General features: G+C 72.8%; 11 protein-coding genes and 1 tRNA gene. 8 read left to right on the top strand and 4 right to left on the bottom strand.

Features of this window, described 5'->3' with window-relative positions:
- The first annotated feature begins 67 nt into the window (after nt 1-67).
- The gene (locus ABD211_RS01530) at nt 68-1,573 is read left to right on the top strand and encodes a class I SAM-dependent methyltransferase (protein ID WP_344125330.1); all 1,506 of its coding nucleotides are present in this window, start codon (nt 68-70) and stop codon (nt 1,571-1,573) included.
- A gap of 14 nt (nt 1,574-1,587) precedes the next feature.
- Here the strand turns inward: ABD211_RS01530 and ABD211_RS01525 are convergent, their stop codons facing one another.
- On the bottom strand, nt 1,588-2,043 hold the full coding sequence (locus ABD211_RS01525; protein ID WP_344125328.1) for an ABA4-like family protein: 456 nt from the start codon (nt 2,041-2,043) through the stop codon (nt 1,588-1,590).
- A gap of 70 nt (nt 2,044-2,113) precedes the next feature.
- Complete coding sequence (locus tag ABD211_RS01520) at nt 2,114-3,079, bottom strand: hypothetical protein (RefSeq protein WP_344125326.1); 966 nt, start codon at nt 3,077-3,079, stop codon at nt 2,114-2,116.
- Nucleotides 3,080-3,238: 159 nt separating this feature from the next.
- Here ABD211_RS01520 and ABD211_RS01515 point away from each other — a divergent pair, with 159 nt between their 5' ends.
- Both ABD211_RS01515 and ABD211_RS01510 read left to right on the top strand, forming a co-directional pair.
- On the top strand, nt 3,239-4,261 hold the full coding sequence (locus ABD211_RS01515) for a transporter substrate-binding domain-containing protein (RefSeq protein WP_344125324.1): 1,023 nt from the start codon (nt 3,239-3,241) through the stop codon (nt 4,259-4,261).
- Nucleotides 4,261-5,265: a hypothetical protein gene (locus ABD211_RS01510; protein ID WP_344125322.1), complete on the top strand. Its 1,005-nt coding sequence runs from the start codon at nt 4,261-4,263 to the stop codon at nt 5,263-5,265. The genes ABD211_RS01515 and ABD211_RS01510 overlap by 1 nt, the downstream gene beginning before the upstream one ends.
- Before the next feature lie 3 nt (nt 5,266-5,268).
- Here the strand turns inward: ABD211_RS01510 and ABD211_RS01505 are convergent, their stop codons facing one another.
- Entirely contained in the window at nt 5,269-6,444 is a 1,176-nt protein-coding gene (locus ABD211_RS01505; RefSeq protein ID WP_344125320.1) for a glycosyltransferase, read from the bottom strand.
- A 280-nt stretch (nt 6,445-6,724) separates the two neighbouring features.
- Between ABD211_RS01505 and ABD211_RS01500 the strand changes: the two genes are divergently transcribed.
- Nucleotides 6,725-8,800: a hypothetical protein gene (locus ABD211_RS01500; protein WP_344125318.1), complete on the top strand. Its 2,076-nt coding sequence runs from the start codon at nt 6,725-6,727 to the stop codon at nt 8,798-8,800.
- Here the strand turns inward: ABD211_RS01500 and ABD211_RS01495 are convergent.
- Nucleotides 8,797-9,168 carry an NADAR domain-containing protein gene (locus ABD211_RS01495; protein WP_344125393.1) on the bottom strand — a complete coding sequence of 124 codons (372 nt, stop codon included), beginning with the start codon at nt 9,166-9,168 and terminating at the stop codon, nt 8,797-8,799. The two genes, ABD211_RS01500 and ABD211_RS01495, sit on opposite strands and share 4 nt — an antisense overlap.
- Here ABD211_RS01495 and ABD211_RS01490 point away from each other — a divergent pair.
- From ABD211_RS01490 to ABD211_RS01475, 4 genes are all read left to right on the top strand, one after another.
- A tRNA-OTHER gene (locus ABD211_RS01490) sits at nt 9,132-9,203 on the top strand. The genes ABD211_RS01495 and ABD211_RS01490 overlap by 37 nt on opposite strands.
- 17 nt (nt 9,204-9,220) lie before the next feature.
- A complete protein-coding gene (locus ABD211_RS01485) occupies nt 9,221-10,564 on the top strand; it encodes an SDR family NAD(P)-dependent oxidoreductase (protein ID WP_344125316.1) in 1,344 nt (447 codons plus the stop codon).
- Entirely contained in the window at nt 10,558-11,703 is a 1,146-nt protein-coding gene (locus ABD211_RS01480; protein WP_344125314.1) for a leucine-rich repeat domain-containing protein, read from the top strand. Before ABD211_RS01485 ends, ABD211_RS01480 begins: the two co-directional genes overlap by 7 nt.
- A complete protein-coding gene (locus ABD211_RS01475; RefSeq protein ID WP_344125310.1) occupies nt 11,700-13,589 on the top strand; it encodes an ankyrin repeat domain-containing protein in 1,890 nt (629 codons plus the stop codon). The genes ABD211_RS01480 and ABD211_RS01475 overlap by 4 nt, the downstream gene beginning before the upstream one ends.
- Nucleotides 13,590-13,606: the final 17 nt, after the last annotated feature.

The following is a 13,606-nucleotide window of genomic DNA, read 5'->3' as shown; positions in this document are numbered from 1 at the left end:
CAGCATGGCGTGACGGCCCGCCGTCGGACAACCCGCCCCGGAGGTGGGCGTGGTATCAAGGTCCGCGATGACATACCTGCTCCTTCCCGGTCGCCATCACCTGCTGACCCGCTTCCAGGCCGACTACCTGGGCCGGCTGGCCGGCGACGACACGACCGTCGTCTGGGCGGTCACCTCCGCCAACCACGGGAACACCCGGCGCAACCCGGTGCCCTACCACCGGCGCGAGGCGGCGATCGAGCGGTTCAGCCTGCTGGTCGGGCTGCGCTCGGTGGTCGTGCCGATCTTCGACACCGCGCCGACCGACCGGTTCGCCGAGGTCACGCTCAAGAGCATCGCCGTGGCGACCGGGCTCGACCTGACGCCCGCCGACACGGTCGTGGCGTGCTCCACGCCCGAGGTCGCCGCCCTCTACGCCGAGCTGGGGTTCCGGATAGCCGAGGTCGAAGCCGACCCGGCGAACGACGTCAAGGCGGAGCGACCCTGGGATGTGCTGCTACGCCTGGCCGCCGGCGACGAGACCTGGCGCGACCTCGCGCACCCCGCGACGCTGGACGTCTTCGAGCGGTACCAGCTGACCGAGACCGTCCGCGCCGTCGTGAACGACCCGGTGGTCGGCGACGAGGGCGGCCTGACCGCGACCCGCGACTACCGCACGTACATCGAGGCGTTCGCGGCCGGCGCGGCCCGCAAGTGGGACCTGGTGCGCCCGTATGTTCGGCCGGGGCGGATCGTGGACATCGGGTGTGGGGCCGGGGCCGTGCTCGAGTTGGCCGACCGCGAGCCCGCGCTGCGCGAGAGCGACCTGATCGGCGTGGAGATCGCCCGCCACCTGTACGAGGAGTGCGTGCACAAGAAGGCGCAGGGCGTCTTCGCCAATCCCAATGTGTACTTCTACCGGCGCAACGTGCTCGGCGGCGCGGTGTTCCCGCCCCGGTCGGTCGACACGACTCTCACGTTCGCGCTGACCCACGAGATCTGGTCCTACGGGGAGCGGTGGGAGTCGCTGCGCCGCTTCGTCCAGGCGATCTACGACCAGACCGTGCCCGGCGGCGTCTGGATCAACAGCGACGTCTGCGGCCCGGACGGACGCGACCGGCGGGTCCTGCTGACGCTGGACGACTCCGACGGGGTCAACCCGCCGACCGCCCGCCGCGACCTCGGCCAGCTGCCGGCCGCCGAGGCCGGGGAGTATGTCGCCGGGCTGTCGACCCGCGCCCGCCTCGACCAGTTCGCCGTGGACTTCGCCTTTCCGCTGGCCTACGAGCCGACCGGCGAGGCGGTGACGATCGGCCTGGGCGACGCCATGGAGTTCCTCACCCACAAGGACTACCCGCACAACTGGTTGTCCGAGCGGGAGGAGCAGTTCTGCGGGCTCGAGTTCGCCGACTGGAAGGCGTTGCTCACGGACGTCGGCTTCGACCTCGACCCCGCGTCGTACGCGTGGCGCAACGACTGGATCATCGACAACCGCGTCGCGCCGGTGGCGTCGGTGACGCACGCAGACGGCCGGCCGTTGGACTGGCCGGCCACCCACGTGCTGCTGATCGCGCGCCGCCCGCGCAACACCTGAGGCCCAGCCGGAGGTCAGCTATCGCGTTGTTGACCGGACTCTGAGGACTCACGGTTTCCACCCGCCAGCCGGGCCAGCAGATAGATCAGGAAACCGAGCGGGCCCAGCAGGATCACCAGGACGAGAATCGGGGCCATGAGCAGTGGCTGCAGCTTACGGTCGCGACTGTCCAGGTAGATCCAGCGGCCGGTGAAGGCGTCGAACACGAGGAAGTGCACCCACGCGATGGTCGCGCCGGCCGGCGTCGCCAGCAGGGCGCCCACCTCGGCGAGCTCGGGTCGGGTGACGACCGGCAGGATGTCGCCCAGCCGGGGCACCACCAGGACGGCGTAGACCAGCGCCAGCGGCACGAAACTCCACGGCGAGGCGACGATGCGCCTCGTCCACGACCAGGTCGGTGCCACGATCATGAGAAACCACAGCGGGGCTACCGGCAACGCGGTCAGTGCGAACAGCTGCTCCCAGGTCATGCCGCCACCTCCCTCCGGTCGGCGTCGCCATGACTACTGCTGAGCTTGATGATGCCCTCGCTGCGCTCGGTCATACCGCCACCTCCCGTCGACGGGCGGACACCGCCACCGCGGCGACCGCGACAACAACAGCACCGACGATGGCACCCACCGCGCTGAGGGTAACCACGTCAGGCTCCGCGAACGGCTGCCCCCGCAGGGCCTGCCAGGCGGTCAACAGCACGAACCCGAGGTACCCGAGGCCGACCGTCCACACCAGAGCGAACCGGTGCCCCGCCCGCCACGACGCCGGGGCCCACCGCGCGATGGCGAAGCCCACCAGCGGGAGCAGTTGCAGCGCGTGCAGCCCGAAGAAGTGGGCGACGCGCAGGTCGCCGCCGACCGTGCTCCAGCCGACGATCGGCAGACCCGGGCCGCCGTCCGCCACGCCGACGCTGTGCGCTCCGGTCGTCGGCAGGCCGTGGCCGGCCCGGGCCCGGGCGAGCTGGTCGGACGTCGGCGAGGTCATCAGGAAGGCCAGCGCCATCCCGATCATCCCGATCAGCACGCCGAGCCGCAGGGACCACAGGAACGCCCGATCGGAGTGCCGGTGCCGCAGCAGCGCGATGCCGAGGATCAGGGTGGCCACCCAGACGACCACGATGGCCGTTCCCATGACGGAGAAGATCGCCGCGGCGGCCGGGGTCGACGTGTTGAAGTGGCTGGCCGTGCCGGCGATGACGGCGTAGATGATGAGCACCATCTCGACGACCAGCGCGATGGTGACCATCCACGACACCACTCCGACCAGGCGCCGGCGGCCGGGCAGGAACGACAGCAGCCACACCAGCGTGAAGCTGTACAGCGCGACCGAGATCGCGAACTTGGCCGGCTTCAGCCACGCCGGCGCGCCGGTGATCACCCGCGGGTCGAGGACGAGGCCGACCACGGCTGCCACCAGGGTCGCGATCATCGCGACCCCCAGGAAGGTCAGCGGCTTGTTGCTCGCCCACGCGCGGGCCAAGGGCCCACGCGCCGGGCTAGTCGGTGCGGACATGATCACGACTCCTCAGAACGGATAGTGAAACTATCTGTAGTAGATAGTGCCGCTATCTCTCCGCGACCGCAAGTCGCCATCCCCCGATGTGGACTGTCGCGCCACCCGCTCCCGTACGATGGCGGCCGTAGTGTGACGGCCGAATGTTTGGGGAGCCGGGTGAGCGGGCCTGACGCGACCGAGCAGCCCGATCCGCCGCGCCGGGACGCGCGGCTGCGCGTGGCCCGACTGGTCGCCGTGGGGCTGGCGCTGCTGCTGCCTGCCGTCGCCGTGGTCGCTTTCATCGTCATGAAGGGCCCGCCATCGCGGCAGGCGCTGCTGGAGGACGCGGGCCTCACCGGCAAACGCGAACTGATCATCGGGGTGAAGGACGACACCCCCGGCATCAGCCTGCGCGACCCGGTCACGGGCCAGTTCTCCGGCTTCGACATCGACATCGCCCACATGGTCGCCGCGGACCTCGGGTTCCAGCGCGACCAGGTGCGGTTCCTGCCGATCGAGACCGAGGACCGGCCGAAGATGCAGGCCCGCGAGGGCGACCACTTCGTCGACGTGGACCTCGTCATCGCCAGCTACAGCATCACCAGGGCCCGCGAGGAACTGCCGTCGGTGAGCTTCTCCGCGCCGTACCTGCGCACCGAGCAGTCCGTCGTGACGCGGGTCGGCCACAGCCCGGTCGACTCGCTGGAGGACCTGCGCGGCAAGACCGTCTGCACGCTCGCGACGTCCACATCGGAGACCGCGGTGAGCCGCGCCGGCGCCGTGATCACCGGCAAGAACCGGATCAGCGAATGCGTCGACGGGCTGCTCAAGGGCGCCTACGACGCGGTCACCACCGACGCCGCCATCCTGGCCGGATTCGTCGTCGCGCACCGCAAGCAGCTCAAGGCCCACGACATCGGCCTCGACGCCGAGGAGCGGTGGGGCGTCAACACCGGCGGCAACGAGGCTCTGCGGACGCTCGTGAACCTGTCGCTCTACAACTCCCTGCACGACCCGCGCGACCAGCGGTGGGAGGAGGCGTTCGACCGCTACCTGCGCGGCGAGCAGGCGGCCAACCTGCCGCAGCAGGTCGCGATCGACCACCAGCCCGAGGACATACCGCACGTACGCATCCGGCAGTGGCCCTGGGAGCGGGTCGGCGCCGCGACCGTCGTGGGGGCCGCCCCGTTGGACCGGTGATGGCGACCGACCAACCGGCCCCGACGGCCCGCGACCGGCAGTGGCTGCTCACGCTGCTGCCGGCGTTCCCACTGCTCCTGCTCGTCCTGCGGCTGTGGTACCTGAGCCGCCAGGACCTGCCGACGATGCTGCTGCTCGTCCAGTACGTCAACCCGTTGGGGCTGGTCAGCGCGCTGCTGATCACGTTGGTGTGGGTGCTGCCGGTCGTGGTGCTCGTCGTGCGGGCCATGGGCCTGCTGCTGCGCGTCAGCGACCGGAGCGCGGAGACCCGCCGGTCGTGGCTCGCCCGCGCCAGCCACCGCATCCCCGACTGGGTCGTGGTGATCATCGTCGCGTTGGCCGCCCTGACCTGGCAGATGCGGTTCCTGCCGACGCTGTTGATGCTCGCCGTGGCGATCCTCGGATTGACCATGCGGGTACGCCACCGCGACGAGCCACGGATCGTCCGGACGTACTGCGTGATTGTCCCCATCGTCGTGGCCGGTGTCGCGTATGCCTGGCTGGCCGGCGCGATCATCGCGTCGGTGCGGGCCGGCGAGTTCGCCACGGCGTTCCTGCTCGTCGTGCCGCCGGCGCTCACGCCGCTGCTCACCGGGCCGGTGCCGGCACGGTTCGCGCGGCTGGTCACGCACTGGCCCGCCACGGTCGCGGCGGTGTGCGGCCCGGTGCTCGTCGGCGCCATCTTCCTGCGGGTGCCGGTGCTGCCCAACACGGCGATCGAGCTGGTCGACTCCCCGGACATCCTGCTCGGTTCGATCGTGACCATCGACGACCAGATGACCACCATGCTGGCCGCCGACGGTACGACACGGTTCGTGCCGAACGCGGACGTGCGCTCGCGCACGCTGTGTCCCGATCCGGAGGTGGCCCCGGCCAGCGTGGTCGCGGTGCACGGCTGGCCGGTCGAGCAGACCGCCCTGGAGTGGATCGCCCCGTCGCGCCCGCCGAGCACCCCGGACCCGCGCTGCCTGGGCCGCCCGGCCAGCGAGCCGCGCAGGTCCTGACCGTCAGCGCCGCCGCCGGGCACCCGCCGGCGCCACGTCGCCGACCCGGTCGATCACCGCGGCGTACGCGGCGGCCATCCGGGTGTGACTGAACCGGGGCCGGTCGCGCAGCAGCGCCGGCGCCCACTCGGCCCGCCGGGCGACCGCCTCGTCCCACGCCGCGCTGATGACCGCCGCGTCCGGCTCGACCACCAGCCCGTGACCCGCCACAATGGCCGCCGAGTCGCCCACGTCGGTCGTCACCGGCACCGCGCCGCACATCATGCCCTCGATGAGGCACAGCGGGGCGGCCTCGCCGGTCGACGAGGTGAGCGCGACGACGTCCGCGACCGCGAACACGTCCGGCATGTCCTCCCGCACGCCCAGGGTGTGCAGGCGGCGCAGCAGGTCGGGCCGGTCGTCGAAGGCCACCTCGAGGTCCACGCACAGGCCCGTGTTGGCCAGGCTCATGCCGGCCCCGCACATGAGCACGTGCGCGTCCTCGTGGCGCGCCAGGAAGTCGCGGGCCGCCGCCAGGAACAGCGGCACGTTCTTCATGCCGTCGTACCGCGCCGCGAAGACGACGACGCGCGCCGACGCCGGCAGGCCCAGGGACCTACGCAGGCGTCCGCGCGCCCGGGTGGACACGGGCCGGTACCGCGCGAGGTCCACCCCGTTGGGGATCACCGTGAGCAACGACGCCGGGACCCCCGCTGCCCGGTAGGCGGCGCGGGTCGACTCGGCGCAGCACACCACCGACGCCACCCGACCCGCCGCGATGGCCGCGAGCAGGTCGGCCAGGGCACCGCCCTGATGCTCCGGGTCGGACCGGTGCAGGCACACCACCAGCGGCCGGGCCGGGAAGCCCTCCTGGTTGACCAGCCGCAACGGCTGCTCCTTCAGCGACAGCACCACGTCGGCGCGGGCCGCGTGCCGGGCCGCGACAACCATCTCGGCCGCCGTGAACGGGCTGCGGTCGGCCGCCGAGCGGCGCAACGCGACCGCACGGATGCCCGCGTCGCGAAGTGCCTGGTAGCGCGAGTCGGACGTCATCCGCTGGCGCAGGCTCTCCCGGTGCACCTCGCGGTAGAGGCCGAGCACGGAATGCCGGTGCGAGCCGCTGGTGTGCAGCTCCCGGACGACGGCGGTGTGCAGCGCCCGCGCACCGCCGGCGAAGAAGGCTTCATAAACCGAAAGCACCCGCGCGCGTGGCACGGCGGGGGCGATAGGTCGGACCAGGTCGGCGTTCACAGGCGCCCCCGTTAAGTCGTCGAATCACTCCTGTACCCGGAACCGAGTTCCGTTCAAACTCGATCGATTGTGCGGCCCTTGTCCGACAACGCCGAAGATCTTCCGTTACAAACTGCTTTCAGCATATGTACGTTTCATGAACGGCGATACGTCACCGTCTATCCTCGCTGTGACTTGTTACCAATCGGGCCGCCCCCCGCCGGTGGATCCGCGCCGCTACCGTGACGCCGTGCACGCATCCATGCTCGATCAGGCGCTCGTCCTGCTCCGACGCCACTGGCGGGCGCTGGTCGCCGGCAGCGCGCTCGCGCTCGTACCCGCACTGGTGACGACGTCGCTGATCGACATGTTCGGGGGCAGTGGCCCCGTCACCATCGTCAACGGTCGGCCGGTGGTGGACGGGACGGCCGATTCGTGGACCACCGCCTATGTTTCGGCGACGGCGGACGGCGCGTCCTGGCGGCTCGGGATACCGGTGCTGGTGGCGCTGGGCTGGGCGGTGGCACTCGCGGTCGGCCTGCGCGTGCTCGCCGGCGCCCCGCTGCGCGCGGCCTGGCGCGAGGCCGGGAGCCGGGCCGCGTCCTGGGTGGCACTGGTCCTACTCCTCGCCGCGCTCACCGTCGCCGGGATGTTCGCGTCGGTCCTGCTCTCGCGGGCGTTCCCCGTCGACCTCGCGCACCTCGCGTTCTTCGCGGCGAGCGTCGCCTGCCTGTACGGGCTGGCGCGGCTCGCGCTCGCCCTGCCGGCGATCCTCGTCGACGGGTACGGCGTTGCCGAGGCGGTGCGCCGGGCGGTCGCGGTGACGCGTGGGCGGGTCGTATCCACGGGCACGATGCTCCTCGTCGCCGGCGCCGCCCTGCCGGCGGCAGCGTACTGGCTGGTCAACGTCGCGGCGGACCGTCTCGCCGTCGACGGCAGCGGGCCGGTCGGCAACGACGTCCTGCTGGTCGGGGCCGGGTCACTGCTCGGACACGCGACGCTGGTCGCGGCCGTCGCCCTGCAGGCGGCGCTGCTCATGGCCGCGTACGGGGACGCCGCCGCGTACGGGGACGCCGCCGCGCCGGCGGAGGAGCAGACACCCGAAACGGCAACCGCCGCCCGACCGCTGGCACGCCGGCTCGGGGCCGTCGGGCTCGCCCTACTGGTGGCAGTGCCCTCGCTCGTCACCGCCGCCGCCGCGTCGGCCAACCCGCACCACGTGACGGTGGCCCACCCCGCGGTGGGGTTCGGCTCGCGGCCGCTGGCGATGCGGGTGCTCGCCGACGGTACGACGGCCGCGGCGGACGACATGCAGGTCGTGCTGTGTCTGGACCGGCACTGCGCCGAGGACGGCATCGTGGGCATGCCGTGCATCGACGGCGGCCCCATGGCCGCCGTCGGCGAGGGCGCCAGCAGCTGCTCGATCGAGGCGCCGATCGACGCGGCCGACATCATGCCGGACGGGACACTGTTGGCGCTCCGGCGCGGCGGGCCCCACAACGCCGCCCGCTTCTTCTGGTGCCGGATCGCGCGGGAGTCGATGTGCCGGTGGGGCGGCGCCACCACCCTGTACCAGCTGCCCAAGCTGTGGGAGAGCTGGTCGATGGCGGTGGCCGCGACGCCCGGCGGCGGCTTCGCGGCGGCGCTGCTCGGCCCCGGCAGGGACGACCGGCACGGCAAGCTGCTCCTGGTCACCTGTGCCCGCCTGGACTGTGCACAGCCCACGGTGCGCGACGTCCTGGACGTCGCGATGCCTGACCGCTGGGCGGGCGGCGTCGTGAACCTCTCGGTCGACCGGCTCAGCGGCAATCTGGCGCTGGCCTATTTCGACCGGGGCGCGAACGCCCTGTGGCTCGGCGGATGCCGGGCCGGCTGCGCGCATACACCTGATCTTACGAAGGTCGGCGACTGGCCGACGGACGAGTCCAATGAGTCGTCCCCCGTTATCGACCTGGCGGCCACGCCCACCGGGCCGGTCGCGACCGTCACGCTGCGCAGCGCACCGGAGGGCACCGACGACGCCGAGGTGACCACCACCACGGTGGTTGGCTGCGACGATCCCGGGTGCGCCTCGTCGCGCGTCGGCGAGACGCTGACCCAGGCGTCGGCCCGGCTGGCGGTGGACAACGCCGGGGTGGCCTTCCTCGTCACCAGCCCCGCGCCCGGCGAACGGCCCGTGCTGCTCAACGCCCGCACCGGGGCGCTCAGCCCGCTGGCGGGCGCGGGCACGGGCACGGTTGTCGCGGCGGCGTTCGACGCCGACGGCCACCTACGGGTGGTCCTGAACCGCCCGGACGGAGCCACCCTGGTCTCCTGGGCCGGCTAGGACAGGAAACCGGCTCGTTGGGCCACGATCTCTGAACGGACCAGCTCGAGAAGCCGGCCCAGCCAGTTGCGGCCTTTCGGCCCACCGCTCCAGTACGCGGAATGGGCGCTGTAGTCGATGCGGGCGTCACCGGTCGCGACGAGCACATCCGCCAGCCGCGGATGCTGGTCGAACTTCGCCCGCAGCAGCGCGTGCATGGCGGCTGGACGAAGACGCGGCCAGTCCGGCCTGATGGGTGCCTTGCCAGCGGCGCTCTCTGTCCAACGCCACCGGCGAGGTGTAGTCAGGAGTTGGTCTTGTCGGCGGGCGCTGATAGTGTCTCGCCCGCGGTGGGGTCGTAGCGCAGAGGTCGTCGCGCCCGTACCCAAGCTGGAGGACGTCGGTTCGAATCCGACCGACCCCACCGTCTCAAGGGGAAGGATGTGCGTGGAGCCGCTGTCGGCGACGGACATCGCGGCCTGCCTGAAGATCCTGGCGAGAGTCGCGGAGGACCCAGCCGATCCCATCCTGTCCGAGGTCCGCCAGGCCGTCGACCACGCGTACCGGGCCGGCAAGAAGCACCGCAAGGCGACCCGCCGTGACGAGCGCCGCGAGCACGACCACGCGGTCGTCGCGACCGCGCGGCGGTTCACGGACGAGATCCCCAGCCCGGACGCGCCGGCGGCCGACCGGTTCACGAGCGGGCTGCGCGGCGGGCGCCGGTGCTACGTCTGCAAGGACAGCTACCGGGACCTCGACTCCGAGTACCACATGCTGTGCCCGTCCTGCGCGGCTGAGAATGCCGAGCGCCGTTACGCGCGCTGCGACCTGACCGGACGGCGCGCGGTGGTGACCGGCGGACGCATCAAGATTGGCTTCCACACCGCGCTGAAGCTGCTGCGCGACGGCGCGGAGGTGCTGGTCACGACGCGCTTCCCGAACGACGCGGCGCGCCGCTTCGCGGCGGTGTCCGACGCGTCGGACTGGCTGGACCGGCTGTGGATCCACGGCGTCGACTTCATCGACCTGCCCGGCGTGCTCGGCCTGGTCGACGCCGTGCGGGAACGCTGGGGTCAGCTCGACATCCTGGTCAACAACGCGGCCCAGACGATCGCCCGCCCGGTGGAGTACCACCGCGAGGTGCGGGCTGCCGAACGTGCTCCCCTCATGGGTCTGCCGGCGTCGGTGACGGTGACCGGCGGTCCCGGCGGCGACCAGACGCGGGCCGTGGCCGTGCGGTCGGCACTGGAGCTGTTCCCCGCCACGCTGCGCGACGAGACGGGCGAGCCGCTCGACCTGCGCGACACCAACAGCTGGACGCTGCGCGTCGGCGAGGTCAGCCCCCGGGAGTGGCTGGAGGTGCACGTCATCAACGGCTTCGTGCCGTTCCTGCTCACCGGCCAGCTGCGTGACCTGCTCGTCGAGTCGAAACACCCCGACCGGTACGTGGTGCAGGTCTCCGCCATGGAGGGCAGCTTCAGCCGGGCGGCGAAGACGGCCCGGCACCCGCACACGAACATGGCCAAGGCGGGCCTGAACATGCTGACCCGCACCGTCGCCGCCGAGTATGCCGCGGACGGCATCTACATGTGCAGCGTCGACACCGGCTGGGTCACCGACGAGCGCCCACACCCGAGCAAACAGGCCGAACGCGCGGCCGGCTTCCGGCCACCGCTGGACGTCATCGACGGGGCCGCCCGGGTGTACGACCCGATCGTGCGCGGCGTGCGGGGCGAGCCGGCGTACGGGGTATTCCTCAAGGACTACCGGGAGGTGGCATGGTGAGCGAACCGGTGCCGGTGCGGTGCCCCGCGCCGCTGACACATACCGGCGCCGACCACGACCGCGAGCTGGACCCGCTCGTGGCCCGGCTCGACGACCCGGCCCCGGTCCCGGACGCACTCACGTTCCCGCGCGGCACGCTGCAGCCCGACGGCCGGCTCGACCTGTGCAAGCAGGCGCTGAGCCCGCTCGACGCGCGACGGATCATCCCGGTCGCCGTCGGGTCGCCGCACACCGCGCACCTGCTGCTCGGCACGAACAGCCTCGGGGCGGCCGGGGTGGCGGTGCTCGCCGACGCGCTGGGCGCCGACCACGGGGTGCGCACGCTCTACCTCGGCTGCAACCACATCGACGCCCCCGGGTTGGCGCCGCTGGTCGACCGGATCGCCACCGACGACACCGTGCGCGCGCTGTGGCTCAAGCGCAACCCGATCGGCGACGCGGGCGTGGCGGCGATCGCCGGCGCGCTGGCCGGCAACGCGACCGTGCGCACGCTCGACCTGACCAACACCGGCCTGAGCGTCACGGGCCTGCGGGCCCTCGTTGACGCGCTGCGCGACCGCGCGACGCCGATGGAGCGGCTCTACCTGGGTGGCAACGGTCTCGGCCCGGAGGCCGGGGAGCTCCTCGCCGACCTGCTACGCCACGCCGGGGTCAACGAGCTCTACCTGGCCGCCGGGCGGCTCGGTGACGCGGGCGCCGCGGCGGTGGCCCGCGCCCTGGCCGACCGCGCGGGTTCGGACCGGCGGGTCGTGCTGGGCCTGGGCGGCAACGGCCTGACCCCCGCCGGTGTGCGCAGCCTGGCCGCGCGGCTGACCGCACTGTCCACGCTGGACCTGGCCCGGCCGCCGTCATCCCTCGCGCTCGCCGCCGAGGACAACACGGTCGGCGACGAGGGCGCGGCGGCGCCGGCCACCGCCCTGCCGGGCAGCGGCCTGCGGCGCCTGGACCTGCGCAACACCGGCGTGACCGGGCGCGGCGCCCGGCTGCTCGTCGCCGCCCTCGACGCGGGCACCGACCTCGAGCTGCTGGGTCTCGGCACCGGCGTGCCGCGCCGGCTCAAGCGGGTCGCCGCCGTCGCCCTACGTCCTGCCACCCCGGCCCCCGAGGACATCATGGCCATCGCGAGCGTGTACCGATGACGGACAAGACCCTGGCCCGGCGCGCGTTCGTCGACCACAACGCCACCAGCTGGCTGACGGCCCGCCGGTTCGCGGTCCCCGCCCGGATGGTGGCCGGGGCCGGTGAGCGCCGTCTCGCCGGCGACTGGCGGGGCGCCTGCGCGGCCGCTGGCGTCGACGTCGCCATCGACCTGCCGGACGTGGCCAACAGGTTCGGCGCGGAGGTGGCCGGCCGGGTCGAGGACGACCTGCGCCATCTCGTGCCCGATCTCGTACGGTGGCATCTGCCACGCCGGGGCCGGGACGGCATGGGCCTGCTCACGCCCGATCGGAAGATCCGGCTCGCCGCCTACGGCGACGTCACGCTGTACGTCGTCACGCCCGCCCACATCGAGCGCCCGCAGCGGCCGGAGCTGCGCCTCGCGCCGCTCCCCCTCGCCCGGGGGCGCCAGGACGACTGGATCCAGGGCCGTTACCTGTGGGATGCGCGCGAGACCCACCTGTTGCTGCACCGGGTCGGCGGCGGCGACCGGACGCCGTTCTTCGACCGCGACGGTCGGCCCCGGGCCGCGGATGGCGTGGACAACGACCCGGTCGCGCTGATGGAACGGGTCCTGACCCTGCAGGACGCGGGCGAGGTCGAGCAGGCGTGGGCCGTCGCCGGGGTGCCGGCGACCTTCCCGGAGGCCAAGCGGCGGTGGGGCGACCCGGGCGCCGATGACCAGTTCCCGGAAGGGTTCGGGGCGATGGTCCCGGCGCTCGTTCCCGTCGCCCGACGGCTGCTGAACGGGCCGGACGCACCGGACGGGATCCTGCTGCGGCCGTCCTTCGGCTGGACGTCGCCCGTGCTGCTGCGCCTGGACGACGGCGAACTGCGGGCGTCGCGGGCGGACCGGAACACCCGCGACATGCTCGAGCTGCACCGGGTGCACTGGCAGCGGTTCCCCGACGTCGAACTGCTGCGCACCGACCGGATCACGACCGCCGAGCTGCACCCCCTGGTGCGTGCGGCGCTGTTCCCGGACGAGGCCGACCCGGGCTACCAGCCGCGCGTGCCGTCCGTCGCCGCGACGGCGGTGCCGGTGCGCTGCCGCGGGCAGTGGCACAAGGTCGGCTGGCGCGACGGGCGCACGTACACCCACGACCACACCGAGGAGGAGGCGCAGCGCGAGCGCGTCATGCGCGCCCTCGGCGGCGAGGTGCCCGGCTGCTTCACCGTCGCCGAGACCTGGCAGGGGTCGACCACGGCCCGGCTGCCCCGGGCCCTGCGCGAACTGCGCAGCCACGCCCTGACGGCGCTGGCGCACGGCAACGCCGACGAGTTCACCCACCTGCTGGACGTGGGCGTCGACCCGGTCGGCGTGCGCGACCGGTGGAACCGGGGGCCGTTGCACAAGCTCGCGAAGCTGCACGGCGACCAGGAGGCGCTGCTCAAGCGGCTGCTCGCCGCCGGCATGGACATCAACGGCCGCGACGGGAAGGAGCGCACCCCGCTCGCCGCCGCCCTCTTCGACGGCGCGTCCGCCGACCTGGCCCGCGCCATGCTGGACGCGGGTGCCGACCCCCTCGCCGTCGACATCGCCAGCGACTCGACGCTGCACCTGCTCCGCTCGACCGAGGCCGACCGTATCGTGCCGTGGCTGGTCGAGGCGGGCGTCAGCCTCACCGACACCGACGAGTACGGGCGCCCGCCGCTCCTGGCCCAGGTGCTGACCTCCGCGCCGGCCGCCACGCTGCGGGCCACCCTCGACGCGGGCGCGGACCCCAACTGCTCCGACGAGTACACCGAACAGACCATTCTCGAGATGATCGACCAGTACGACCGGGACGACCTCGACTTCCTGGTGGCCGCGGCGAAGGCGGCCGGGGTGGCGGAGCCCGAGTACGCGGACGACGACGATGACTGACCCCCGGGCCGCGCGCA

It is taken from the genome of Luedemannella flava (assembly GCF_039528515.1).
Classification (GTDB): Bacteria; Actinomycetota; Actinomycetes; order Mycobacteriales; family Micromonosporaceae; genus Luedemannella; species Luedemannella flava.
Note: the sequence above shows the minus strand (reverse complement) of the source record. Positions and strands in the feature narration are given on the sequence as shown.